Origin of the sequence: Delftia sp. Lp-1 (assembly GCF_020523835.1) — a bacterium.
Lineage (GTDB): Bacteria > Pseudomonadota > Gammaproteobacteria > Burkholderiales > Burkholderiaceae_C > Comamonas > Comamonas acidovorans.
In genome coordinates, this window is the sequence record NZ_JAJALJ010000001.1 from 2,715,380 (window position 1) to 2,740,540 (window position 25,161).

The 25,161-nt window shown below is 61.5% G+C and carries 23 protein-coding genes; 8 read left to right on the plus strand and 15 right to left on the minus strand.

What is annotated here, in order from left to right:
* Nucleotides 1-3 precede the first annotated feature (3 nt).
* The 8 genes from LGR64_RS12145 to LGR64_RS12180 are packed head-to-tail and all read right to left on the minus strand — an operon-like array spanning nucleotide 4 to nucleotide 8,726.
* Complete coding sequence (locus LGR64_RS12145; RefSeq protein WP_230355541.1) at nucleotides 4-726, minus strand: head decoration protein; 723 nt, start codon at nucleotides 724-726, stop codon at nucleotides 4-6.
* Between the two features lie 10 nt (nucleotides 727-736).
* Nucleotides 737-1,111 (minus strand): hypothetical protein, encoded by a 375-nt coding sequence (locus tag LGR64_RS12150; RefSeq protein ID WP_230355543.1) that lies wholly within the window; start codon nucleotides 1,109-1,111, stop codon nucleotides 737-739.
* On the minus strand, nucleotides 1,108-1,545 hold the full coding sequence (locus tag LGR64_RS12155; protein ID WP_230355546.1) for a hypothetical protein: 438 nt from the start codon (nucleotides 1,543-1,545) through the stop codon (nucleotides 1,108-1,110). Before LGR64_RS12155 ends, LGR64_RS12150 begins: the two co-directional genes overlap by 4 nt.
* Nucleotides 1,546-1,599: 54 nt before the next feature.
* Nucleotides 1,600-3,498 (minus strand): hypothetical protein, encoded by a 1,899-nt coding sequence (locus LGR64_RS12160; protein ID WP_230355548.1) that lies wholly within the window; start codon nucleotides 3,496-3,498, stop codon nucleotides 1,600-1,602.
* 2 nt (nucleotides 3,499-3,500) lie between these two features.
* Nucleotides 3,501-5,165 carry a hypothetical protein gene (locus LGR64_RS12165; RefSeq protein ID WP_230355550.1) on the minus strand — a complete coding sequence of 555 codons (1,665 nt, stop codon included), beginning with the start codon at nucleotides 5,163-5,165 and terminating at the stop codon, nucleotides 3,501-3,503.
* Nucleotides 5,166-5,173: 8 nt separating this feature from the next.
* Nucleotides 5,174-7,102, minus strand: a complete 1,929-nt coding sequence (locus tag LGR64_RS12170; RefSeq protein WP_230355552.1) for a hypothetical protein — start codon at nucleotides 7,100-7,102, stop codon at nucleotides 5,174-5,176.
* 14 nt (nucleotides 7,103-7,116) lie between these two features.
* A complete protein-coding gene (locus LGR64_RS12175) occupies nucleotides 7,117-7,578 on the minus strand; it encodes a hypothetical protein (protein ID WP_230355554.1) in 462 nt (153 codons plus the stop codon).
* Nucleotides 7,575-8,726 carry a hypothetical protein gene (locus LGR64_RS12180; protein WP_230355557.1) on the minus strand — a complete coding sequence of 384 codons (1,152 nt, stop codon included), beginning with the start codon at nucleotides 8,724-8,726 and terminating at the stop codon, nucleotides 7,575-7,577. Before LGR64_RS12180 ends, LGR64_RS12175 begins: the two co-directional genes overlap by 4 nt.
* A gap of 260 nt (nucleotides 8,727-8,986) precedes the next feature.
* On the opposite strand from LGR64_RS12180, the gene LGR64_RS12185 reads away from it, so the two are divergent.
* From LGR64_RS12185 to LGR64_RS12195, 3 genes are all read left to right on the plus strand, one after another.
* Nucleotides 8,987-9,712, plus strand: a complete 726-nt coding sequence (locus tag LGR64_RS12185) for a discoidin domain-containing protein (RefSeq protein ID WP_230355559.1) — start codon at nucleotides 8,987-8,989, stop codon at nucleotides 9,710-9,712.
* A gap of 55 nt (nucleotides 9,713-9,767) precedes the next feature.
* Nucleotides 9,768-10,523: a discoidin domain-containing protein gene (locus LGR64_RS12190; protein WP_230355561.1), complete on the plus strand. Its 756-nt coding sequence runs from the start codon at nucleotides 9,768-9,770 to the stop codon at nucleotides 10,521-10,523.
* 110 nt (nucleotides 10,524-10,633) lie between these two features.
* The gene (locus LGR64_RS12195; protein ID WP_230355562.1) at nucleotides 10,634-10,822 is read left to right on the plus strand and encodes a hypothetical protein; all 189 of its coding nucleotides are present in this window, start codon (nucleotides 10,634-10,636) and stop codon (nucleotides 10,820-10,822) included.
* Here the strand turns inward: LGR64_RS12195 and LGR64_RS12200 are convergent.
* The 3 genes from LGR64_RS12200 to LGR64_RS12210 form a co-directional block, all read right to left on the minus strand.
* Nucleotides 10,812-17,327, minus strand: coding sequence for an LPD38 domain-containing protein (locus LGR64_RS12200; protein WP_230355564.1), 6,516 nt, complete (start codon nucleotides 17,325-17,327; stop codon nucleotides 10,812-10,814). The two genes, LGR64_RS12195 and LGR64_RS12200, sit on opposite strands and share 11 nt — an antisense overlap.
* 101 nt (nucleotides 17,328-17,428) lie before the next feature.
* Nucleotides 17,429-17,629, minus strand: a complete 201-nt coding sequence (locus LGR64_RS12205; protein ID WP_230355565.1) for a hypothetical protein — start codon at nucleotides 17,627-17,629, stop codon at nucleotides 17,429-17,431.
* Between the two features lie 42 nt (nucleotides 17,630-17,671).
* On the minus strand, nucleotides 17,672-17,890 hold the full coding sequence (locus tag LGR64_RS12210) for a hypothetical protein (RefSeq protein WP_230355567.1): 219 nt from the start codon (nucleotides 17,888-17,890) through the stop codon (nucleotides 17,672-17,674).
* 292 nt (nucleotides 17,891-18,182) lie between these two features.
* On the opposite strand from LGR64_RS12210, the gene LGR64_RS12215 reads away from it, so the two are divergent.
* Nucleotides 18,183-18,389: a putative hemolysin gene (locus tag LGR64_RS12215; protein ID WP_230355569.1), complete on the plus strand. Its 207-nt coding sequence runs from the start codon at nucleotides 18,183-18,185 to the stop codon at nucleotides 18,387-18,389.
* A 77-nt stretch (nucleotides 18,390-18,466) separates the two neighbouring features.
* Here the strand turns inward: LGR64_RS12215 and LGR64_RS12220 are convergent, their stop codons facing one another.
* The gene (locus LGR64_RS12220; RefSeq protein ID WP_230355570.1) at nucleotides 18,467-19,228 is read right to left on the minus strand and encodes a hypothetical protein; all 762 of its coding nucleotides are present in this window, start codon (nucleotides 19,226-19,228) and stop codon (nucleotides 18,467-18,469) included.
* Between the two features lie 102 nt (nucleotides 19,229-19,330).
* Between LGR64_RS12220 and LGR64_RS12225 the strand changes: the two genes are divergently transcribed.
* The gene (locus LGR64_RS12225; protein ID WP_230355572.1) at nucleotides 19,331-19,480 is read left to right on the plus strand and encodes a hypothetical protein; all 150 of its coding nucleotides are present in this window, start codon (nucleotides 19,331-19,333) and stop codon (nucleotides 19,478-19,480) included.
* Here LGR64_RS12225 and LGR64_RS12230 read toward each other — a convergent pair.
* Nucleotides 19,460-20,329, minus strand: coding sequence for a DNA adenine methylase (locus LGR64_RS12230; protein WP_230355574.1), 870 nt, complete (start codon nucleotides 20,327-20,329; stop codon nucleotides 19,460-19,462). The two genes, LGR64_RS12225 and LGR64_RS12230, sit on opposite strands and share 21 nt — an antisense overlap.
* A 42-nt stretch (nucleotides 20,330-20,371) precedes the next feature.
* Nucleotides 20,372-22,069 carry an AAA family ATPase gene (locus LGR64_RS12235; RefSeq protein WP_230355576.1) on the minus strand — a complete coding sequence of 566 codons (1,698 nt, stop codon included), beginning with the start codon at nucleotides 22,067-22,069 and terminating at the stop codon, nucleotides 20,372-20,374.
* Between the two features lie 502 nt (nucleotides 22,070-22,571).
* Here LGR64_RS12235 and LGR64_RS12240 point away from each other — a divergent pair.
* Entirely contained in the window at nucleotides 22,572-22,766 is a 195-nt protein-coding gene (locus LGR64_RS12240; RefSeq protein WP_230355578.1) for a hypothetical protein, read from the plus strand.
* Nucleotides 22,763-23,110, plus strand: a complete 348-nt coding sequence (locus LGR64_RS12245; RefSeq protein WP_230355580.1) for a hypothetical protein — start codon at nucleotides 22,763-22,765, stop codon at nucleotides 23,108-23,110. The genes LGR64_RS12240 and LGR64_RS12245 overlap by 4 nt, the downstream gene beginning before the upstream one ends.
* 6 nt (nucleotides 23,111-23,116) lie before the next feature.
* On the opposite strand, the gene LGR64_RS12250 is transcribed toward LGR64_RS12245, so the two are convergent.
* Nucleotides 23,117-24,526 (minus strand): hypothetical protein, encoded by a 1,410-nt coding sequence (locus LGR64_RS12250; protein WP_230355581.1) that lies wholly within the window; start codon nucleotides 24,524-24,526, stop codon nucleotides 23,117-23,119.
* 92 nt (nucleotides 24,527-24,618) lie between these two features.
* Here LGR64_RS12250 and LGR64_RS12255 point away from each other — a divergent pair, with 92 nt between their 5' ends.
* Nucleotides 24,619-25,149 (plus strand): hypothetical protein, encoded by a 531-nt coding sequence (locus LGR64_RS12255; protein ID WP_230355583.1) that lies wholly within the window; start codon nucleotides 24,619-24,621, stop codon nucleotides 25,147-25,149.
* The last annotated feature ends 12 nt before the right edge of the window (nucleotides 25,150-25,161 follow it).

The window sequence follows — 25,161 nt, forward strand, 5'->3', positions numbered from 1 at the left end:
AGGTCAGCCCGTAATGGTTGCCCGGTACTGGCCCGTGGTCGGCGCCACAGCGAAAGTCAGCTGCACTGTGTTCACCCCGTTGGCGACCCAGTCGCACAGCACGCCGGCATTCGTCGCGGTCTCCCGCACGCTGACCACCACGTCCTGGGTGTTGAGGCTGTGAGTCACGGTGATGGTCGTGGCCGTGCCGTCGCCCACGGTGGCCGAGGCCTTGCGCGCCACCACACCGGTATCAACAGCGATGACACCGGCGCTGATCGTGATGCCGTTGCCCGCCGTATAGCTGGCCCCGCCGCCGACCTGAGCAAACACCAAGGCTGTGGTGCCGATGGTGATCGGCGCGTCCGTGGTCATCAGCCAGACTTGGTTGCCTTGTGTCGTGCCCTCGGAGACAAAGACCGCGGCGCCCAGTACTTCGCTCGCGGCGTCGAAGTCCGTGGCCCGTGTCCATGCGCCGGAGGCGGCCAAGTACACGCCGTTGGCAGAGCCCGTGGTCTGGTTCTTCACCAGCACCCGGTCGCCGGCCACGATTGACACGCCGTCAATGGTCTGAGCGCCGGACAGCGTGATGTTGGCCGTGGTGGCGGCACGCGCCGGCTCCTTCCATTTGTAGCCCTGCACTGCCGCGTCGAGCTGGGCCTTCGTGACAGCGTCCTGCGGGTTGACCGCGTCGGCCAGGTTGATGACCCGGTTGCCCGAGGCGTCGAGGTTGTTCGTGATCTTCATGGCTGGGCCCTCAGTTGCAATAGGCGCGGCCGGTCAGCGGCACGCTGTGGGTGATCTGGACGATGTCGGCGTCCGCGTAGCGGACATCGGGGTAGAGCTGGCCGCCGAGGTTGTCCACGACGGTGATGGAGGGGTAGCGCCCCAGGTTGTGGGCAACGGTCCAGACGGCTGCCGGGACGCTCTGGATGTGGGTGTAGGTCGCGCCAGCGCCGCCACCGGGCGGGCCTTGGGGGCCCTGGGGGCCAGGGATGCCCCGCGTCACGACGACAGCGGGCGGCGCCGGCTGCTGAACCACATGGGTCTTGCCGCCCTCGCGCGTCACCACGACAGAGGTCTGCCGCTCGATGACGGCGGCCGAGGGTTCGGAAGAGACGACGGTGGTCACCGGGTGCTCTCCGGGTACAGGGCGAAGTGCAGCTCGTACTGCCGCTCCACGTCACCGCTGGGGCGCGTGATTTCGATCTGGCCAATGCAAGAGGTCCAGCCGGGCGCAATGGGCCCGTACACAAAGGCGGCGGTCTGCTCTGCCGTCATCAGCAGGCGCAGCCAGGGGCCGTCCAACTCGATCCCGCCATTTGCCGTGCTCAGTTCCAGCAGCACCTCCGGGTCATCGATCTCGCGCCGCAGCTGCATGCGGGCCGTGCAGCCGGTGTAGTCCTCGGGCACCTTGTCGGTATCGGGCACTGGCTCGCCGCTGCAGGCCTTCACCAGCTGGCCGCATTCCTCTCGCACCGGATACGGAACGGTCACGCGCTCCAAGGGTGCGCGGAAGGTCGCGCCCTGGTAGATGGTGTAGTCGAGGCATGCCGGGGTTGTCATGCCCCGCAGTGTTCCCGGGAGGGTCGCTGGAGGCGAACCCTAGCCGGGGGGCGGTCAGCCGTCGCTGCTCTTGATCGCCACGGAGTTCAGTCCGGCCATGGCCTGGCCCGCGACCTGGCTGTGCGTGTTGGCGTTGGCGGCGGCAAGTTGCGTGATGGCGGCCTGCATGCTCTGCATGCTCGACTGCTGCACGGTCTGGGCGCGCATGCGCGCATCGGCGTAGCTCACGTTCACATCCGCCTTGGAGCGGTAGAAGGTGGCTGCCATCTGCGCGTAGCTGACGGCCGCAGCGGTCTGGGCCTGGTAGGCCATGAGCTTCTGGCGGTCGCCTTCGAGCTGCGTGCGCGCCAGCTCGCCACGTGCGGCCACGATCTGCCCGTACTCGCGCAGCGCCATCTCGTGCACGCGCGCCCGGGAGTCATTGGTGATCGCGGCGGCCCGCACAACCTCGACCTTGGCGTCGATGCCGGCGCGGTAGGTCTGAATGGCCTGGCCGTCTGCCCGAACCTGGGCGTCGTACACGCGCACCTGCAGCTCCTGGCCTTCCAGCGCAGCGCGGTAGCCGGTCCATTCTGTGGCCTTGGACTGGACCTCGGTGGCGCGGGTCTGCACCTGGGCCTGGAACAGTTCCAGCTTGAGCTTCTCCAGCCCAGCGCGGCTGACGATGGCATCGATGCGCGCACGATAGACGTTCGCCAGGGACTGCAGCGACTCCATGCGGGCGCGGTAGACGTTGACCTTGGCCATGTCCACCTGGGTCAAGGCCTGCAGCGCATCGACCTCGGCCTTGTACAGGTCGATGGCCGCCATCGCGCCCTTGAGCCGCACTTCGTACAGCGCAACCTGCGCACGCCAGGCGTCGAGCTTGGCGCCGAAGGCCTTGACCGCGATGTTGTAGGCCTCCACGGCCATGCCCACGACGGCCTTGGCGTGCTCCAGCGCCTGTCCGTTGATCTGCACCAAGTTGCCGTGATAGCTGAGCATGGCCGCGAGCACGGACTGGCGCAGGTTCATCGAGGTGCTGATGGCGAACTGCAGGTTGGCCTGTTCCATCTCGGCCTGCTTCACCACCAATTCGATGTTGGCCCGGGCCAGGTTGTCGGCGGCCGCCTGGCGCGCCTTTGCAGCCACCGACAACAGTGCGCCCGGCGGCAGGGTGTAGCCCCGGTCTGCAGCGTCGGTCCAGGCCGCATCGCGCACACGCCGGTACTCGCCCAGATGGCGATCCTTGGCCCGCTCGATTACCGCGCGCTCGACATCGCCACTGAACCCGGAGCCGCCGGCCATTAGCTGGGACAGGCGCAACTCCATCGTCTCCATGCTGGAGTGGTAGCGCGGGCAGTACCTGGCCAGCATGGCGTCGAGCTGGCCGTCCAGCACCGACATCATCGCGGCGCTGGCTCCGCGCTGGGTGGTCTCCAGCTGCGCTGCCAAATCCGTGGGCGCTTCGGCATCGAACACGGGCGCAGCAGAATCGAACACCGGCAGCACGATGGTGGGCTTGTCGGGCGCTGCCCGGTCCTGGATCTGCGGCTCGGCGACCAGGGGATTGATGAGCTGGTCGGGCGGGTCGGGGAACTCGTAACTGGTGTTGATCGAGGGCGCGGAGATGGAGAAGTCCGCCAGCGGGGCCGGCGACGAAGGCATCGTGATGGTGGGCACCACCGCCGTGGCGACCGGCAGCCCGCTGATGTCGATGGGGCCGATGTCCTGGAACTGCGGCGCAGCGCCTGGAGCCTGGGGCAGCTGGAAGTCCACGCCGGCAAACTCGGGCACGGGCTGCAACACCGGCGGCTCCAGCGGCTGGTCGATGGGCTCCAGCTGCGGGTCGGGCTGCAGGTAGCCGATGCCCGTGATCATGTTGCTCACGTCGCGCAGCGCCTGCTGCGAGTCCGAAAGCACCTGGGCCGCAAAGCCGCGCTGGTCGTCAATGATTTCTTCTACCGATGCCATGGTCAGATCCTCCGTGTCTTGTTCACGACCTCAGCCTCGAGGTCGTCAATGGTCAGCGCGCCGCGGCCGGAAAGCTCCAGTGCGTAATAGCGCGCGTCCAGTCCCTTGCCGAACTTTTGCCGGTAGTTCTGGGCGCTGGAGCCTCGCGGGGTGTCGTAGGGATAGCGCTCCTGGCACTTCTCGCCCACGGCGAGCACGAAGCGGCTGCAGGGCGGCATGCGGCCACCGACGTAGCAGCTGACCCAGGCCTTGCGCTGGGCCGAGCCGAAGTCCGTTGTGCCGGTGTGCAGGTGCCAGGCGATGGGCTGGCCGGCATCCGTGGCGCCGCCCAGGAAGTACAGGCCATCGGCGGCCATGGCCACGTAGCGGCCGCGCCAGCGCACGATGCGCGTGAACGGGAATGCCGTGTAGCGCGTGACCTCGTTGCCCCCGGCCTCCAGCTGCGTGCGCAGATTGATGGCATACCCCTCGTGCACTACCGGCACCTCGGCCGTGGCCACCAGCAAGGCGCGCGCGGCCGGCGCCACCAGCACGATCTCAGCCCAGCCACCGGCAATCGCCGCGGGCGCTACCAGGTCAAAGCTGGCCGTGGCCTCGCCATAGGCCTCCAGCTGCACCACGGGCATCGGGCACACCAGATGGATCTGCGCCAACCCCTCGGTAGAAGCCTCCAGGCTCACCACGGCAGCCGGTGCCACGAGCTCGATGCGCGCGCCACCCACGAATTCGGCACGCGCGGCAGGCGCCACGAGCGCAATCTGCGCCAGGCCCTCCACCGTCGCTTCGAGCAGGACCTGCGGCATCGGGCACACCAGCTCAATGCGTGCGATCTCGCTGACCGTGGCCTGCAGGCTCATGACGGGAGACGGCGCGACAAGCTGCACCTGGGCGCCGCCCATCAGCGCTGCCACGGCGGCAGGCGCCACCAGCTCAATGCGGTTGGAGGCGTCCGATCCCGTCAGCGCCACGCGCGCGGCCGGCGCCACGAGCTCGATGCGCGCCCCGCCCAGCAGTTCCACCCGGGCAGCCGGCGCAGTCAACTGGATCTGCGCCAAGCCCTCAACCGTGGCCACCATCTCCAGCACGGGCGAAGGGCACACCAGTTCGATCTTGTTCAGGATCTCCTCGGCGAAGTCGGAGCCGAACGCGACACGGTGCCAGTCCTCGCTGAGCACCATGTCTTGCCAGAGCCCGGGCGCCTGCGGCAGCACGAAGGCCACACGGGCCGGCGATGGGAACGAGCCCCATTCGTCCGGCGCATCCCAGTGCGCCCACACCATGTACTCGGTGCCCGGGTCCACCGTGATGGTGCCTAGGTCGTACTCCGCAGGGCTGGCTGTCAGAGTCGCGCCAGAGGCGTTGCCCTTGTAGCGATAGGCGCGCACGCGCTCGGGCGGCAGCTTGATGTGCCGCAGCGCCGGTGGATCGAGGTCGTAGTACCCCTCAAAGGCCGGGTTGTTGATGTCCGGCTCGGGCGGGTAGCCAAAGCGCAGGCCCAGCGAATCCTGGTCCGAGGCCTTGTACAGGGCCACGCCCAGGTAGACCGTCGATCCGTTGTCCAGGACCTCGTAGACATGCACCTGGGCCTGCCAGGTCTCTGGACTGCCCGGAGGCTGGTAGTAGCTCTCGGCGCGGCTGAAGTACGCGTATCCGGCAAGTTCGGCCATGGCGGTGCTCAAAGAAGGTGGACGGGATCGAGTCGAAACCCGGCCTCCTCGCCCAGCGTGAATTTGTCGGGGCCCGGCGTGATGGTCTTGTCCTTGCGCCAGATGGCCAGCAGCGGATTGCGGTCCGGCGTGCCCGTCTCGGCCAGGCGGTCATAGAGGGCCGACATGGGCGGATGCTGGTGCGCGGCGCCCGCCGGCGAGAAGCAGATCACGAACTCCTTGGACCGTCGCACGGCGATGCTGCGATAGAGCATCTGGTCCAGACTCATGCCCAGGGGCGGCAGCAGTACCTGGCCGGCGAAGATCACGCGATCGAACTCCTGCCCCTGGCACTGGGCATGCAGGCGGACGGAATACGGTCGAAGTTCCGTTCCGTTGAACGGCTGGTCGTACTCGCCCACCACGGTAGCCAATGACTCCCACCGCGCATCAATGTCACGGATGCTGAGCGTCCTGCGGCGGGTGGTCTCGGTCCTCGTCGTCGTGACCGTGACTGGTGGAGGATCAGGCACGGGAAACGCTTCGCTGTACGAATGGGACCATTGCCGGGTCTCGGTCAAATCTGTGGAATCCGCAGACAGGTCGAGTGAAAGCAGCACATTCCCATTCACTGTGATGGACTGCGTTACGCGGCTTGTTGCGCCGGTGCTGTAGGCATTGCTGTACGAGGCGCTCCCAGTGAAATGCTCAACGATAGGGGACACCTTGTCGTTGATGTAGTGCGTGTATTGGAACTGAGTCCGTTCCACTTCCCCTATGTAGCTGATGGACTCCGAAGATCGGACGCGCTCTACGAGCAACTCCGTCCCATCGGGCGCCAAATCCAGCCCGAGAATCTCCACTTGACGCTCCGTCATCGTTGTTCGGGAGTAGCCAGACGCGCCGCCATTCAAGCTGGAAAACGTCGTGAATTCGTCGATGCGATAGTTCTCGCTCTCGCTGAAATCGGTTGCAGTGCTCCCTCGGAAGTAATTCTGATCTGAGGGGTTGTGCCGCTGCACATTCACGCGCTCCAGCGGCTGGTCGGGGGTGGTCGCCAACAGGGACAGCTCGAACTCAGCGCCCAGGCTGCCATCGCTGTTGCGGCTGAGCATGCCGCGCAGTGCATAGCGCGGAGCACCCAACCGGATGGCCACGCCGCCGCCCACTGGCTCCCGGGTCACGGTCTCCAGCATCGTGATGCAGCGCTGTCCCTTGCCGTCGAAGAAGATCGGCTGCGTGATGGTCAGCTCAGGGCCCGCGGGCACGGCCCAGCGCGCGAACTCTTCCGAGTGCGACACGCCGGCATCGTCCCGGTCCTTGGGATCCACGCGATACAGCACCACCTGCTGGTCACCGTATGTCTCACCACCCCCCTCTTCATAGGAGGCATGCACCATGCTCTTTGCCGTGCCGCCCTGCGGCAGCGAGGCCTTGAAGATGGCGCAGCCGCTGACCTCGTGAGCCACCTTGATCCGCGCGCCGTTGCGGCAGATCTCCGCCTTGGCGCCGCTGGTCGCATTCTGGGCACCCGAAATCGCGTACCGGAAGCCGTTGCCGTGGTCGTAGGTCAGCACGTCCTTGTGGTCGTCGCTGATCCAGTCGTGCGGCCCAGCCAGCAGATCCACGTTCTCCTTGCGGCGCAGGCCCTTGTCGGAGGCGTTGAGCGTCAGCGCGCACAGCGGTGAGATCTCCTCGCCCTCCTCGTTCTTGTCCACGCCCATGCCGTGCTCCAGGCTCGTGGGCCAAGTCAGGTACTCCCAGCTACCGCCCTTGATCTCGATCCAGGCGTCGTCCTCGGCAATGGTCACACGCACCAGCAGGCCCAGGATCTCGTAGCGCTGGGTGATGTGGCGAAAGCCTGCTGCCCGCAGAGCGCGCACGCGGCCTCTCGCCCAGGGCAGCAGCTTGGCCTCTTCGGCGCCGCCCAGCAGCAGGTGCTCGCGATTTGTTCCCATGGCCTGGCCGCTGACTATTGCGCAGGCAGCATGAGAGAGAACACGTCAATGGTGATCGGCTGGCCCACCGCCACGGTCAGCGAGGAGAATTTCGCCTCACCAGAACCCACAGCAGCGGCGCCGTCCAGGCGCGGCAGCAAGACCGACAGGGAGCCATCATCAGCACCATTGCCGCGGAGACGGAACCAGCCGATGGTGCCTGCCGCCAGGCCGATGAGCTTCCAGACGGCCGCAGCCGGCTTGAGCACACCACCGTTGACCGGGGTGTCCAGCACCAGGCCGTTCGTCGGAGATCCCACAACCCAGGGATCACCATTGAGCGTCGCACGCCCCAGCAGTACGCCAGAAACAGCCGCATCGGCCGAGATAGGCTGTGGGCCGCTGTAAACCTCGATCACGCCTCCATTGAGGGCTCCCGAGAATCCGATGGTGCCAGCCATTGCATTGCGCAGGCCGGTAGAGAGTTTGGTGGTCATGGCGATACCTCGCGTCGTTGGTTGAAGGGAATGCCGCCCGCGTTCAGGCAGGCAAGGAAACGGGTCTGACCGTCGATCTCGAGCACGGCCGCGCCAGCCTGCAGGCCGGGCGCGACGCTCACGTGCGAGGCGGTCAGGTTGGTGAATTCAGGGAACTGGCACAGGCCGCGCTGAGACCAGATCAAGGTGCGCTTGTCATCCAGCGCCCAAGGCAGGCCCGGCACCGTGCCGTAGCTGGCCAGCAGGACCAGGCCCTCGGGCGTGTAGGCATGCATGGCGCGGTCGGTGGCCACCACCAGGCCCGCATCGTTGGGCGCCAGGGCGTGCACGCGGCCGGGCACCATGAAAAAGCCTTCGGAGAGATTCCACAGGTGCGGCGCCAGGGGTTCGCTGCGCCAGACTGCGGTCTTGTCGTCCTCGGGCAAGTACTGGGCGGCATAGATGCGGCCGCGCCACTCGGCGATCACGTCCACGCCCTCGGGCAGCGGATCCAGCCCATCGGTCAGCAGCTCCTGGCCCAGGGCCTCGGGCGGCTGAGCCCAGAGCGCGGCCGGGCCGGCATCGCCAAAGGCAAGCTGAAATGCGGTGCTGTCCGCCGGCGCCACATAGACACGCGTCACGCAGCCGGGCAGCTGCTCAATGCCGCTGATCTGCAGCGCAGCGCCCTGCTCCACCACGACCTCAGCCGCCGTGCTGGCAGGCGTCTCACGGCCGTCCGGCAGGATGAAGGTGGCGCAGACGCGGTACTGGCCCGCCGGCAGTTGGCCGCCCTCCCCCGCCAACACGCGCGGCTCGGCCGGCACGGGCAGGCGCCAGGGCAGCACCTCACCCTCGGCAGTGATGATCCCAGTTGCGTCGCCGGCCACGTACAGCACCTGGTCGTTGATTTCAGCCCAGTACGCTTGGCGGCCCAGGCCCTGCGCCAGGGGGCGCACGGTCATGTCGTCCAGGACTTGGCACAGCTCGCCGCTGTCGATCACATACAGGCGGCTGAAATCGCGTGTGGAGTAGATGCCCGTAGGCGTGCAAGCCATCGCGAGCGAGCGGCCGACGCGGACCTTGACCCCCCCCGATTCCGTGATGTCCACGTTGTCGGCACGGGTGAACCACGACAGCCCGAGCCGGATGGGATCGGTGACGTTGTTCAAGCCTCGGAAGGAGCGGATTGCTGGCATGCCACGACTTTGCCGAGCGACTCTGAATGAGTCGAACCCTAGCCGGGGCACACGCTACGTGAAAGTGTGTGGCCAATTACATTGCCATTCCCCAAATAGTTAGCAAAGTAATAGTTTGCTCAATAACGAAAAATCCCATCACACATTCCCATTTGCAATAGCGCATTTCTTAAATCTCACGGACGAAAATCTATTAGCATGCATGGCTTCACACACTGGAGGAGTAGTTGCAAATGAAATCATTCAAGATTGCGGCAGCAGCGATTGGTGCAGCCGCAGCAATTTTCGCAAGTGGTGTATCAGCACAAAGTGGCGGCGTTCTCCTGCCTATCACCATCACCAACGCATCTGGCAACGTCGCTGACATGGGCTTGGCTGCAGATGGGAACCCAAATACTATATGGAACTCCGGGGGGGCAGCACCCCAATGGATAGATATAGACTTAGGCTCAGAGCGTGTTTTTTCAATACTCCGAATGCTCCCTGCACAATCCCCAGCAGGAATGACATCTCACAGAGTCTATGGACGCAATACTGCAGGACAGTGGTTTGAGCTTGGCTTTTCCTCTGAATCTACGGCTGACAATCGCTGGATTGAATTTCATAATCTCAAAGAAATTCCCATTAGAACAATAGTTCTACAAACCGCTCAGTCACCCTCTGCTGTCGCATGGAGAGAATTTCAGGTTTTTGACGGAGGAGATTTAGCAGAAGGGTGTTTTGCAAATCAATATGGGGCTGGATGGGCCATATACGCCACAACTACACATAGTGGATGCCCAACAACAGATAAAACACTCTACAGATTTCGCGATGTCAGAAATCAACGACAAGGAACCAAGATACTCACATGCAGCACATTTGGACTGGATAATTGGAAGATTGTCAATTATGGCCCTTCTGGCGGGCGATGCACGTCCTACCAATTCGATGAAATAACACTCATGGAGAAGAAATAAATTTAGCTAAGCCGAAAATAAAATACCAACACCAAATCCATCGAAGGAGAAATAATTGCAAGTTCACTCATTCAAAATGGTCGCAGCATCAGTCGGAGCCGCTGCTGCAATGTTCTCGGCAGGAGCATCCGCACAAAACGGTGGCGTGCTGCTACCCATCACGATCACAAACGCATCTGGCAACGTTGCCGACATGACCAAAGCGGCGGATGGTAATCCAAATACGATCTGGAATGCCGGCGCTGGCCCCACTCAGTGGATCGATATTGATCTCGGCTCCGAGAGAATGTTCTCTATTCTGAGAATGCTTCCTTCGCAAAATCCTCCTGGCAACACCGTCCATCACGTTTGGGGAAGGAACGATGCAGGCCAATGGTTTGATTTCGGCGAAGTGTCGGGATACACCCAAGACAATCAATGGATTGAATATAAAAATCTCAAAGAAATCCCAGTCCGTACAATTATTCTTCAAACAACCAGCAGCCCGTCCTGGGTAGCTTGGAGAGAATTCCAAGTCTATGACGGCGGGGACCTCATTGAAAGCTGCCACACAAATTATCCTGCAGGGGTAGCTGTTTACCGAACTGCAAGACTGGGACGCTGCCCAGACTATACCTTCGGTGCAAGCTACTTCCTACGGGATACACGCAACCTTCCAAAGGGCGCTGAAGTCTATGTCTGCTCAACTTACCAAATGAACGGTTGGAGTTGGCTTGCGAACTCCAATGCCCCATATTCGGGAACATTGCCGCGACAAGGGCGCTGTGGTGAGTACCAAAACGATTCCCTCTTCCTAATGCGAAAAAATTAATCTCCTCTGCGAGATAACCTTTGGGGGGAAGATTCTCTGTGCCCAAAAGGGTTTAGAACGTCAGGTTGATCAAAGCCTGCCATTGCCAAAGGATTGATCCTGCAATCGCTTTGTCTCACGATATCGCCATGCCCGGCATCATCTTCTGGCTACTCGTGATCGCAGCCATCCTCTTCTTCAAGCTGACCACGCCCGCCGAGCGCCGCTCGATGATCGAGACCTACTGGCTGATCATCATCGGGCTCGGCGCCGTGGGCTTCATCTGGCAGTTCATCCGGCGCGGCGCCATCAGTCTGTGAGCTTGGCCACGCGCTGCGCGATGGCGTTGCGCTGCTGCTCGATCTGGGTGAGGCGCTCGCGCTTGATCTCGCCGGTCATGAGCCGGTCCCCCTCGATCTTCTTGGCGCGTTGGCCCAGCTCGGCCATCTGCTGCTTGGCGGCGTTGATGGCCATACGGTTGCGCAGCTTCGGCCCCTCCTCTTCCTGGATGCTGCGCGCCAGCTCGATGTCGCCCGACTTGATGGCGGCCTGATGGCTGGCCCAGGCCTGCTCCACGCCCTTGGCCTGCTCGTACATGGTGGTGACGTAGCGGCTGGAGCCCGTGGGCAGTTCCTCGACGAAGTTGCCGGCCAGGAAGGTATCGCGCAGACGCATGGATGGGCGCTCGCCCCGGTCGAGCATCGGGCGCGCAATGGTGTCCGTGGCCGTGGTGCTCACCGTGGCCAGCCAGCCGAAGTACCCGCGCAGCAGGAAGTCCACCTGCTTGGGGCTCAGGCCCGAATACTCGCCCTTGGCCAGGCGCACCGGGTCGGGCAGGCCCCAGGAGCCCAGCAGGCGCGCCACTTCCGAGGTGCGCTCGTTGTAGCGGTCCTGCGGGCGCAGGCGCTCGTCGGCCATGCCCTCGATGGCCCGGCCGCTGAAGCTGTCCTTGTTGGCGTAGACGTCCAGGAAGGGCTTGATGGCCTGGGGCGTCGGGTCCATGGCGAAGGTGTTGAACACCATGTCGCTGATGCGCTGTCCGAAGCGCTTGCCCGTCATCTCCTCGCTCATCATCAGCTCGGCCGTGCGCTCGGCAACCGTGCCGATGGCACCCACCTCGAAGGGCTTGGGGATGCGGAAGGCCTTGTCGCCGATCTTGAACCACCAGAAGTTGTCGCGATCGAAGTCCTCGCGCTTCTTCCAGTCGTCGTCATCGGCGTTGGCGGCCAGCAGGCCCAGGCTGGCCATGGACACAGCGCCGGCCATGACGGCGAAGCGGCGCGGGTCCTCGCCGGCAGCACGGCCCAGCTTGTACAGGCCCTGCAGGCGGGCGTTCAGGAAGGGCACGGTCTGGGCCAGGAAACGCACCGTCTCCCATTTGCCGGACATGCTGAAGTCCATCAGGTCCCGGGCCTGGAAACTGGCCTCGGCATGGCTCAGGCCCTTGGCGCGCAGGCGCTCGTACAGCGCCGTGCGGTTCACGTTCTCCGTGCGGTCACCGAATTCCTCGTACACCTCCCACAGAGAGCGCATCTGGTCCTTGAGCTTGTCGAAGCCCTGCTTGTCCAGCATGGTGCCGCCCAGGCGCTCGATCTGCCCGCGCAGCTGGTTGGTGTTCTCCTGCGTGCCGAACTTGATGATGCCGCCGCTGGCCAGCATGGAGGCGTAGGTCTGGCTGTCCTTGGCCGTGGCCTTCCAGCCCTTGGCAACGTTCTCCAGCGGGTTGTAGCTCAGGTCGCTCTGGGCGATGGCCGAGAGGCTGTCGCGGATCAGGTTGCGGATCTTGAAGGTGGGGTTCACCGTCACGCCGAAGGTCAGCAGGCGCTTGAACGGCGCCATGGCCTTGACGATGCCGCCGGGCGTGTAGCTCATGGCCGAGATGGCATCGACCAGCAGCGGATCCTCGATGGCCCAGTGCTCGGCCACGCCGTTGCGCATGACCTTCACCGAGCCCTTGGTGTCGGCAGGCACGCGCTCGGCAGCACCCATCTTCTCGGCCGCGTCCATGGTCTCCAGGGAAGCCCTGTTGCGCGCGGCCGCCGCATACAGGTGGCTCCAGTTCATGAGCGTGTTCTGCAGCAGGTCGGCGTTGAGCTGCTGTGTCCCACCCTTGAGCTTCTTCCAGGCCTGCTGGTTCACCAGCCCGGAGCTGAAGCGCGGGCCGCGCATGCCGCCGTCCTCTTCCATGAGGCGGTAGAACGGCACATAGGGCTGGTCCTTCATGAGGTCGTAGGCGGCCTGGTCGATCAGGCCAGAGTCGCGCGCCACCTTCAGGCTGGCCTCGTTGAAGGCGTTGAGCTCCCGCAGCGCCGCGGCGTAGAGCGGCATGCGGGCCGTGCCGTCAGCCATGCGGCCGGCATCCAGCGAGCGCAGGGCCGTGATGTCGCGGTCGGTCAGCAGGTTCTCCTTGCCCTCGGCCTTCAGGCGCTGGGCACGCTGGGCAGCCACCCACTGGAAGAAGCGGTCGTGCTCACCCTTGAGGCTGGCCAGCACGTTGGCGAAGCCGCCGTCCTTGATGTCCACGTCGGCCACGCCGTCGCGTAGGTAGGGCTTGCCGTAGAGCAGCGCCGCTTCCACCGCACCGTCGCTGCCCTTGGACAGGCGCGCCAGGATGTAGGCCTTCTCGCTGATCTCCTTGAGGGGTGCGAACTGGTCGACCAGGCCCTGGCGCAGCTTGGTGCCGATGTTGTGGCGCATGGCCTGCGCCCGCTCTGCCCAGGTCTGCTTTACCTGGACGCCGAAGGCATGTTCTGCGGCGCGGGCCTGCTCCGGGGTGTAGTCGTTGGCCGTGGGTGCGGCCGGTGCGGCCCGGCTGAACTGCAGCGGTTTTTTCAGCAACCTGTTGATTTCATTGGCTACCGCCTCGGACGACAACTTGCCAGCAGGCTGCTGCTGCGCTAACATTGAACCGTCTCCTGAATTGGATGAGCCGGATCGCTCCACACCGCCCGCGGTGTCAGTCCCGGAAACTCGACGATTCAGGAGATTTTCTTTTGTGGCCACGCTGTGCAGGTACATGCGCTGATCATTCGGATCACGGCGCACCAGCACGGTGACCACATCGTCCACCCCCTTGATGCGCACTGGCGCGCTGACGTAGAAGCTCTGGCCGTCGCGGCCATGCTGGGTGGACAGCACGACAGCGCCCTTCTCCAGCACGTCCTTCACTGCAGCGAACGCCGTGTATTTGAACGGGTTGGGCTTTCCATGCGCCATGGAATCGCGCACCGAGCGGCCATCCAGCGTCACCTCGCCGATCTCGGGGTTCACAGCCTTGCCGCCCTGCTCCCGGAAAAGCTGCGTCGCCCAGTGGCGTACCGCCAGCATGCCGGTTTGAGGAGCTTCCTCACCAGTGAGGGTCAGAATCGGCTCACCCTGAAGAATGCGCGCCCGCTGCTCATCCGTGGCAACGACGCCAGCACCTCGTTCATCGCTTTGGATTTCCGACGGTGCGGCGCGGGCACTGTCTCGGTTCGTGGCAGGTGCAATGGCCCCATCCAGTTCGCCAGCCAGCGCTGGGTTCTCCCGCTGCGCTATTCCGAACGCCAGGTTCACCAGGTCCTGGCTGTTGAAGTCGGCGCGGCTGCCGGCGATCTTGACCCACACTTGACGCAGAGCCTTGCGGACCTGGTCCAGCCAGCGGGCCACGCTGCCAGGCTTGGCGAGGGGGCTGGGCCGCACACCCATCTCCAGAGCGACCTGCACGGCATAGGGGAACAGTTCCTGCGAAGAGTAGGCCTGCGTGTCACCTGTAGCCGGCTGGGAATCACGCACGCGGGCCGCTGCCTCGTTGTAGACCTGCCGCTCCAGACTGCCCTCGGGCGCGGTAGCCCAGCCGCCGATGGCACCATGCAGCTGGTTCCAGCCCTCCTCGCCCAGCACCGCAGGCCCGTGCTTGTGCATCAGCTCGTGCGCCACCACGCCCAGCTCGTCGCCGGCCACGATGTGGTCAGAGATGACGAACACGGTCTTGGTGTTGGGGTCGTAGAAGCCCTGGGCCTTGCCGCCGCCCTCGGCTCCCATGGCCACCGGACCGATCAGCGGCTCCCAGTTGGCACGGATGTCATCGGAGGTGGTGACCACGATGCGGCCCAGACTGTTGGGCAGCACGCCCATGCCGCCCACCAGTTGGTTCACGGCTTGGCGCACAGAGGAATTCGTGGCGGCAGCCGGCGGCGGGCGCAGGCGGCGGAGCGTCCGGGCCAGTTCCTCGGGCATGCTGCGGCTGAACTGCGCGGTGGCCGCCTGCTCTACACTGGCGGCATCCCCCGCAGAGCGGATGGAAGTCAGGTCAGGGCCAGCGGCCCGGGCAGATGCGTCCACCCATTGAGCTGCGGGGGATTCTTCGTTCAAGACTCCAGCGGCCTGCTGCTGGCCAGCGCGCGCCGCGTCAGCTGCATCCACCTCGGCCAGGATCAGCGCCAGCCTCTTGCCCTTGGGATCTATTCCCAGACTCCGGGCCACGCGGCCGGCAGGTAGCGCGCTGGATCGCCAGTTGGCCGGGCGGGCTGCTGCTGCCTGCGCTTGTCCTTGCGAGCCTGGCGCCGGGCCGCCTTGCGCGCCATCGTTGAAAGTCGTGGTGCTGGCATTCGTCAGACCTTCCTGCGCTGCAGCAGCACCAGCAGCCGGCGCGCCTGTCGCTCCAGTTGCTTGCGGAGGTTGCGCGCCAGCTTGCTGGGCTTGATCGGCTTGCGGGGCAAAGGTGGCTCCTGTGGTTTGGGTCAGGGGGCCAGGCCCAGCGGCTTCCAGGGCGCCGGGTCCGGTTGGGGGAATGGCTGCTGGGGCGGCCACGGCGGCAGCCTGTGCCTGGACACCTTGGGCATTTGCAATCTCCTGGGCCTGCAGGGCGGCCTGCTGGGTGGCGTCAAAGCCAGCATCCACCGCCATGGCAGCGCCGCGCGAGAGCGGGCCGTCAGCAGGGTTGATGCCCATGCGCTCGGACGGGCGCTGCAGCGGGCGCTGGGGAATCAGCTGCTCCATGGCGGCGTTGTCTGCGAAGGGGTCCACAGCTGGCGCGCGGTCGGCCGGCAGCGGCGCAGGCTCACCCACACCCCGGAAGCCCATGTAGGCGTCCACCATGCGGCGCACGCGCTGCGTCTCAGCGGTGTCCAGCGGCTGCTCGTTGATGCGGGCCAGGCCATCGTTCAGGCCGCCCAGCACCTGAGCACTGTTCTCGGCCCCCCCATCCAGCAGGTTCTGCAGCCCGGACAGGATGCGACCGGTGCGCACGCGGGCGTCCACGGCGGCAATGCCGGCGTCCTCGCTGGCCTGCTGGAACTGGCCCTGCAGCTGCACGCCCATGGCATCAGCCGCCTGCAGCCCGGTACCACGGGCTGGCGCACCAGCAGGATCGGCACCCACGTTCTGGGCCAGCCAGGCGTCTTCCATGGCGTCACGCACTGTGTCCACCGTCTGCTGGGTGGAGAACTGCGTTCCGCTGCGCACGGCGGCCTGGACTTCGGCCAGGTAGTCGGGGCGCTGCTGGGCGCGCTCCTGAGGACGGGCAAGGAAGTCGCGCACCGCAGCGTTCTGCTCGTCCCAGTCCGTGAAGGGGTCCACTGCCGGCCCAGCAGCCTCGGCGAGAGCTTCAGCACCCGGCTGCAGCGCACGTGCGCCAGCCTGCACCTGCTGGTCCCACGCTGTGTAGGGATCGGGCTCTGCCTGTGGCCTGGAAGTCACCAGGTCTTCGAAGTTGGCGGGCGCGCCCAGGTCCACGGGGTTGACCGGCTGTCCGGCCAGGTTCTGGATGCTCGCCGCTTCGGCCAGCTGGTTGGCACTGGCTGCAGCATCCTCCGCACGCTGGCGCCCCTGCTGGTCTGCCTGGCGCGCGCGACGGTTCGCCCCGCCGCTCACGTTGGCGCCAGCGCCCATCACACCCCCGGCAATCGCGCCTTCCGTGCTGGCCCTGGCCACGCCCTCCATGAGCGGCTTGCCCTCGGCATAGTTCTGCCACATCTGCTCCTGGGCGGACTGAGGTAGTTCCTGCAGCACCGCCTCGGAGACCATGCCGCCCAGGATGCGCCGCTGGGCAGAGAGCGGCACCTCCGTGGTCGCACCCGTGCCGATCTTGGCCATGGCTGTCTCGGCGGTCTCCAGGCCCAGGCGGTTGGCCACCCGGCCGGCGCCCACGCCGATGGCGCCCGTCAGCGCGCCAGCCCCCAGGGCAGCAACAGCATTGCGCTGCTGATCCTCGCCCGTGGCCTGCTCCATCTGCTGGCCGGCCGTGACCACTCCCTCGCCAATACCTGCTGCAACCGGCGCGGCCCACTTCTCGCCCACGGTGCGCGCCAGCACGCCGGGTGTGGCGGCGCGTGCCGCTGCACCTGTCGCAGCATTGCCGGCCTTGGCAGCCACTGCGCCAGCGCCCATGGCCGCACGCCCGAGGACGCCGCCCGCGACCATCGAAGGCAGCGACTCGGCCACCTGGTTCGCCGTGTACGCAGGGTTCTTCAGGTAGGCCAGCGCGATGTCGCCGGCCGAACCGTCCTTCCAGGCCTCGTCCACGTTCTGGCGCCCGGCCTCGTAAGCCGGGGAGAACTTCGTCTCGTCGGCCCACTTGCCCGGCTGGAAGCCCGTGGCCTCGCCCAGCGCATCGGCTGCCGCCGTGACGGGGCGCGCGCCAGTGGCCAGGGCAATGGGCAGGTCAGCCAGGCCCGTGACCATGCCCGGTAGCCGCTGGAAGCCGGCCTTTACGGACTTGCCGAGGTCGGAGAGGGTGCTGGATTTGGCGGGTTCAGGTGTGGAGAAGGCACCCTTCTCCCAGTCGGGCGCGCCACCCGCATTCGGTGCGGCAAAGGTGCCGCGTTCCCAGTCTGTATTTGCCATGCCACCAGTGTTCCCACGCAGGGGCGGGGGCGCGAACCCTGGGCGGGGGCGTGAAAAAGCCCCGGAGTGCGGGGCTTGTGGATGTGGGCGATGCGCCTCTGCTACTCGGGCGTCAGCTCGGCCAGCGTGTCCTGCAGCTTCTTGATCAGCCGCTCGACATCTTCAGGGGGCATATCGACCCAGGTGGTTGTGACAGCGAGTCCGGACTTGGTCTTGGCTGTGTGCTTGATTCCGATGAGGGTCTGCCCGTTGAAGGCACGTGTGCGAACGTCGGTGAACTGAAGGAGAGGTGCTGGAATCATGGCGCGATGGTGGCACGGAAAGCACGTGCTGGGACGATAGCCTCAAACCGGCCGCGTCCGCACCTCAGCCGTCCAGGCAGACTGCCCTCTGGGCTGCAACGAGCCCTGATCCGTTGCGGCGATGTGGAGGTATTCGCCCTCTCCCAACGCCCGAGCCTGCTGCGACAGCTGCTCGCGCACGTCATTGGATTCAGCGCGGAGCTTGCTGATCACCATCTTGTTCACCTTCAGCTCGCGACAACAGCGGCAGGAAAAGTGCATCCACTTTCCATAGTCTTCGAGGTAGGCAGTGCACTGGAGGTTGCATAGGGGGCACGGGGCTTGGATGGAGTCTGGCATGGCGGCACCCTGAAGAAATACTGAGCAAAAGAAACTCTGAGCCTGTTGTACCGCACAGGCACGCCCCAAAACCAAGCGCCGAGTTAGGGGTTGTCCGAACCCCCTCTGGAGCGCTGGCGATCGCACATGTCGGCAACCAACGCCCCAGTAGCATTCAGAGGGCACATATAGCTACCCCACGACCAAAGCACTCGAATTCTCTGGAATCGCGCTGGTGTCCCTGGTGCTCAGCGCAGGCGCTCAGCAGAAGCTCGCTCCCTCCGTGGGCATGGCCAATCCCGCCCCGGTCTACTGCGGCGAGATCGGCGGCCAGGTACGGATGGAGAAGACGCCCCAGGGCGTTGAAGGCATCTGCGTGCTGCCCAACGGCACGGAGATGGAAGAGTTGACGCTGTACCGGAAGGATCATCCGGCGAAGTAGGTTCAGGTCCAGAAGCGACGAAGCCCGCGATGAAAACCGCGGGCTTCATTACCAATTTAAAATATTCAGTCAGTCAATTAAAACCAAACCACGTTTATCGCATCAAACTCCAGGCTCCACGGAGTAGAGAGATTAGTCGCCTGAGTCAGTCCAAAAATAAACCCGGTAGGAGTCTTATTGATAAATGCGTTCTCTGGATTTACATTGTCTACGATGTAGGTTCCGCCACCAACCAATACACCAGCTTGCCTAATTTCATAGTAGAAGCCGCTGTTGTTGTTCAGATGTAGGTACGCGTCATACCAAACGTTGTCCAACAAGGCAGATCCGCAGAGTGCGCCGTTCCACACATAATTTGCGGAAGTAGTTGCTGACTGGTTTGTCCACCATGTCTCGGGCTGGCTCCGCGCTCCTGTCGGGCAAGGGTTTGCAGTGGCGAAGACGCCGCCGACAATGAAACCTCGTCCACGAGCACCCCAACCAGACCCCTCCGCACGCCCAGAAACAATGAAATGTGCCCCTGGATTTGAGGCGAACAGTCCATTGCTTCTAAACCGAAATCCGATGCTTTGAGTCAGATGCGTCTGCTCAGGTCTTGCTGTAGCTATCGTATAGTGCAGGAAGTCGGAGTTTGGCCACGAAATGCGATGCGCAGGCAGAGTCTGGGTGCCCCAGGAATACGTTTCCAAAGTGCGGTCTACGGTCTGTCCGCCATTAATCGTTCGCGAGAAAACGATCTTACTCGGCAGCTCCCTGACTGGTTGTGCAGCCACACTGGCGCTCGCCGCAATAGACACAACAGCCAGCAGGCATGCCGAAATCTTCGTGATAAGTCTCATAACTCCTCCTTGGTTGTGGAGGCGATATATTATTCCAACGAAAGCCGCATCCACTCGAAAAGTAAAAAATAGTTGGCCCAATTGCCGTGAGCTGGATGAGCAATGGAAAGCAGAGACGGGAAGCCCGAGGATGACAACCCGGCCGTGACCGTGGGCCTGACCGCCCTGGCGATCGTGCTGCTGGCGATAGTACTGGTGGTGCTGAAGCTGCTGATGCCGGGGCAGGCCGATTCAAGCCGCATCCTGGTTTAGCAACTGTTGTGGTGCAGCAACTCGTTCACTAAAGAACATTACTTCTGAACCCGTGTAACGTCGCTGAGCGGAATAATTCAAGCCATATGTAAAAGACTTTGCGTAGGAATACATTTCTCGAATTTCCTTTGCATTATCATAAGAAACCATCCAAGGTATCTGAAAGCACCTATTAGCAAGCAAATTTGCAATCTTCAGATGATCTTCATGCTTATAGAAATTTCTATATAAACCCTCACCTTTTACATAATATGGAGGGTCCAAATATATAAGCGTCTTCTCTGGAAGAAAAGTGACACAACGGCTAAGCAATGCATGCGCATCTTCTTCATAAACATTAATAAATGAAGAATATCTTGCAATACGCTCTAGGCGGCCACATAACTCATCCCGCATGAATCGAGCATCGAGTTTATACGGCCCATTTTGCGACTTCCCACCAATCACCCCAGCCTTCAGGATACCGGAACGATTCGTGCGATTCATAAAGAGCGTGGCAAATGCTTTTTCAACATCATTCGCCAGCACTTCCCCACGCATAACCGCGCGCCAATGGTGCCATGCTTCAATATTTACAACCTCATTTGCCACCATTTCAAGCAAATTCTGAGGCTGGCTCACTGCAATCCGCCAAAATATCGCAACGGCAGGATCGGCGTCATTGATGTGCACTTGCTCAACTAAGCCATCAAACAATAGAACTAAGGCAACCCCAGCTCCACCTGCATATGGTTCCAAATAATGACCGCCATCCAACCCACTGGCGTGCAGTATCTGCGCAACAAGAGGCGCAAATTGGCCCTTACCTCCTGGATATCTAAATGGCGTATACAGTTTGTTTGAAAACATAGAAGCTATTATATCACAAATGTGATTTAACGAAAAAAGCAACTAATTTTTTATATTCAGAAAATCTGTCCTCTCTCCACCTATACCATAGGACTTCTTGAGAATTTGAGCAACCTTTTGACTCACAGCATTCCTAAAATCTTCTACATCCTGCTGGTGGAAAGAAGCCCAAACTTTCCAAGGATGAACATCTTTATGTTTTAATTTCAGGAAAGCCTGAAAATCCTTAGACTTGTAGAAGTCTTTAAATACCTTTCGCAATGTGATTTTTTTCTCAGAGCTCGGCTTTCCATAAGATTTTAAGTGATCTTTTAATTTTATTTGATTGGTCGAAATTCCTAAGGTCGAGATAATGGCAGATGCACTGCTTGTAAAATTTTTACGTGTGTACTGAATTTCATTCTTCCAAATACCAAACGAAGCATCAATATTATAAAGAAATTCAAATATCAGCTGATCTGGCGGAAGATCTCCAGGCAATGCAATTATTGTGCTATATGCAGATGATTTTTCTTTCGCATCAGCATCAAGGACGATCAAGCTATTCACAGCGAACTCTGGGATTTTCGCCTTTATTAGCTGGATATAGTTATCACATCCCAAGCTGACATTTATTGTCTTAAGAATCTTTTTTGCTGGATGCCTCATCATGAGGATGTCAAAAAAATCTACCGCCTCCTGATCTTCAAAATAAACATTTACTTGAGGCAATGAGACATCATTTCTCAAAGCAATTGTTTTGGTATGTATGTCAGCATCAATCTGCTGCCACGTCATATCGGGGCGTGAAGATATCGCACCATATGTATCCGTCAAATATATTGTCTTGAAATTTCTCTGATACTTTTGCCCCAAATTATGGACATGTTCGATCATCGAAGGAGAATGTGAAGTAAGAATAACCTGTATACCCAGATCATTACATTCCCTATGCAGCATATCTATTAGTTTTATCTGCGCCGCGGGAAACAGTCCCGCATCGGCCTCATCGATTAAAAGCAAACCGCCACGGTAACCTGGATATTCATCCCGCAGTTTTCTAAATGACATCAATGCAAGTGATATTTGCCCAGCATTGTCTTCACCTACTGAAACCGAGTCTTGATCGTAATTCTCGCCGAAAGCCACCGCAGATTTAATCGTACCAATAGTTCCTGTAGCAACCGTAGAATTCTTGTTTAGCAATTCATTGTTCAAGGCAATAAACTTAGCCATATTATCTTGAAGATAATCATAATTGCCTGGAGTGTAAGCTCTACGCATTGTAATTGGCATCAATCTTTTCAAACTCAAAAATATCACTGGATGCGTATAATTACGACTGGTATTCTCTGTGTTTTGAGATGAAGTATTTCCGCGCACAACTGGTCGAGCTTTTTTTGCACCCGTAGCAGTACTCCTAGTCGTTAACTCAAGCGACGACTCATACTCTTCCTCACTGTATGCATCGAATATTTTGAAATTAACCGCCATAGAGTTAGGTCCATCAAATTTATCAGAGAACCTAAAATGCTCTGATGGCAAAGATTTGAATGGAAATCCGGTTATTGTTTCAAACCCCAAATCATCGCCAGATTGATAATCTTTTTCAAAACTAAAAATCTGCGCAGCAATTCCAAGAAGAGAAGATTTTGAAGTTCCATTCTTCCCGCATATTAAAGTAACCTGATTCGCCAAGTCAATATTGATATTATTTAATCCACGGAATTTAATAATATCCATGGAAACAAGCTTAGTCACCTTATTTGTCTTTGTCATAATCAATATGGGTGGGAATAAATTATCAAATATCTACTTCAGGCAAAAGGAAATTTGCACAGTACGATTCGCTCAATTGTAACCAATATGTACAATTCGCAAAACCCGAACCAATTGAACATTAGATCTAGCAAAAATTTCCTAACCGTGTTAGTAGGCATCCAGAGTTCAACTCACCTTGATTTTTTATTGTTCACCACCCACAACCTTGCCTGACTATCTCCCTGCGCGCCCTGCAACGGTGGTAGTCCACAGCGTATAAGCGCACTGACATCAGAGCGATGGGAGACATCGCTAGACCCTCTGCGAGCGAAGAAGGCCTTTGCAGAGGCGCAGCTGCAGGCATCCGAAGCCAAGGACCCCGACCTCGAACTGGATCTGCGCCGTATAGAAGGACGGATCGAGGTATTAGAGGAAATGCTTAGGGAAGCTGGTCATTGAGCCAATTCGCCTCCTGCTACATTCACTTTCGGGAGGAGCAACCATGAGCAGTGGGGCTACGGCGGAATGCGTTGAACAGTATTGGCGCGAGGTTCGAATGCTGCGCGCTGAAGAGGCCAGAAACATCCATCAGCTTGCTGCTCTGGAGGCCCAGAAGCAAGAGCAGGATAAGCGTCTCAGAGAGATCCGCGAGAGCATCCGAAAAGTGCAGCAGGTCATCGAAGAGACGTGCCGGTGAAAGCGCGCTCCACGCTCCTGGTCCTTTGCTTGGCTGCCGCCGCCCCCGCCCTGGCCGCGAACATGGCCACGTGCCTGCTGGACAAGCTCCCGGGCACGCAGAACGATGTCGCAGCCCAGGCGGTGTTCCAGGTCTGCAGCGCTGAGCACCCGGGCGGGATTCAGGCAGTGCCCCAGGGAGATGGCCGGGGCATGCTGGGGTTTAAGTCCGGGCCAGAGTGCACAGCGAAGAAGGCCGGAGACACGCGCAACACCAGGGCAGCGGAGCTGATTGGGATGGCGTGCCGGCGGCTGTATGACGGTCCCGATTGGGAGCGCGGCGTGCTCTCGCCCCCGAAGAAGTAGACGCTCCTATTGCGGCACCCATTTCTGTCCATCCCACACTGCCGTCTTCCCACCCACGCTTGAGACCGTTCCAACGGGCCTGGTTGCAGGGCTCGAGAGCGGATCGCCACCACCCTGCGCCACAGGAACCTGCTCCACCTGCCCCGTCGTTTCGTTGTAGCGGACGACGCTGCCCATGGTGGTCGAGCCGTCCACGTTCTTGGTGGTGGGCGTGACCTTGAGATTCCAGCGGTCTGGCAGCGCGGTGCCTTCCAGTTCGCGCAGGCGCTGCACCAGCGGCACACGGTTGACTGCATTGGGCTCCTGCGCAACCTGGCTGCGCAACGCTTCCACGATGCTCTGGCGGCGGTTCGTGAAGCCCTGCGTTTCACGATCCATGTTGATCCGCTGCTGGTCCAGCCCGGCCTGCATGCCGGCGCGCTGGTTCTGCCCCTGCTGCTGGAGCAGCGCCTGGTAGATGGAGGTGGCGCGCTGCAGGGATGCAGGGTCGCGGCCCACGGCACGGTCGAATCCACGCTGAGCGCCCAGCTCGGACGCCACGATGCTCGGGGCACGGCGGATCCCGAGCGTGCCACCAGACAGGCTCATGGAGGGGCCAGGGCCGGGCGATGCGATCTGGCCCGAGGCACGCAGGCGGGCCATGGATTCGATGTTGCCCTGCGCGGCCAGGTTGTCGGCCGCGCCCATGTTCTGCGCACTGGGGCCGCCACCCAGGGCGCGCGCCACCATTGGGTTGTCCATGATGCTGAAGCCGGGCCGGTCGCTGCCCCAGGGCCTGATGCCTGCGGCCTGGACCAGGGGACCACCGAAGCCAGAGGGCGCGGCGCCGGCAGGAAGCGTCGTGACCGAGCCACGCGGCGCGGAGCCGTTGATCGAGATGTCCCCGGCCACGTCGGTGCCGGCGTAGCTGTTGCCGATGCGGGAGACGTTGGAGGTGGTGGCAGATGCTGCAGCAGGTGCTGGTGGAGCAGCAGGCGTGGGTGTGGCACTCGGCGCTTGGGAGAAGTCGTTCACCGCAGAGAAGTCGGCAGACGGGGCCTGCGCCCGAGCAGCCGCCGCCAGGCTTCCGGGCGCAGCTGGTGGCGCTGTCGTAGGCGCAGCAGAAGGTGGTGCCGGGGGGCGGTAGCCCACGCCTGCATAGGAATTGGCCGGCTGGGGCGTGGCGCCTCCGAAGGTCAATGAGCGCGGATCAGTCGTGGCGTCCATGCGCATGCCGCCGGCATCCAGGCTCTTGGCCGGCTCGAAGGAGCGCGGGCCTGTGGCCGCATAGGGCTGCATCATGCCCGGCCGGGTACCTGCGGTCTCAGGCCGGCGGTAGACGCCGAAGGCAGCGCCGTGCGTCACGTTGGAGGATGCAGGCGCATACGGTTCTTCACCGTTCTGGCGCCGCAGTGCTTCGAGGATGGTGGTGGCCATGAGCGTTCCTTGGTTGCTTCATGGCAGTGTGCGGATATGCTCTCGGCGCGTCGAACCCCAGTGGGGGCATCAGCAATCAGACCGAGGACCGCATGGCATTTATCAACTCCGCAGATCTTCAAGCCCTGCAACCGTGGGCGCCAGTAATCGCTGCATCAATCGCAGCTGGCGTCGGTGCGTGGGTTGCACATAAGTTCGGCAGGATTCAGGAGGGTATTGCTCGACAGCAGGCCGAGACGGCAGCCGCAGCAGCATCGACAGCAAGAAAAAAGCTAAAGCTCGACTTGTTCGATCGCAGGTGGGCTATGTACCAGGTTGCTGTAGAGGCGATCAAAACGACAAGGAAAATGCACCACTTCAGCACTGAGGTCGAAATAAGATTTCTTGACGGTATCAAGGGGGCGAAATGGATCTTCAATGATGAGGTTGCAGACTATCTTCACACCAAGCTTGGTCGAGCCATGCTGCAATTTCAGCTTGCCGCTGACGAAGTAGCCGATGCACCATCAAGATTTGAAAAATCAGATCTTGCGGAATTGAAGAATGAGCGATTTAGAGATTTTGTGAGACACGCAGAGGAGCTAGACAAAGTGTTTGCACCATTTCTTCAACTCGAAGCCTGATCTCCCGACTCC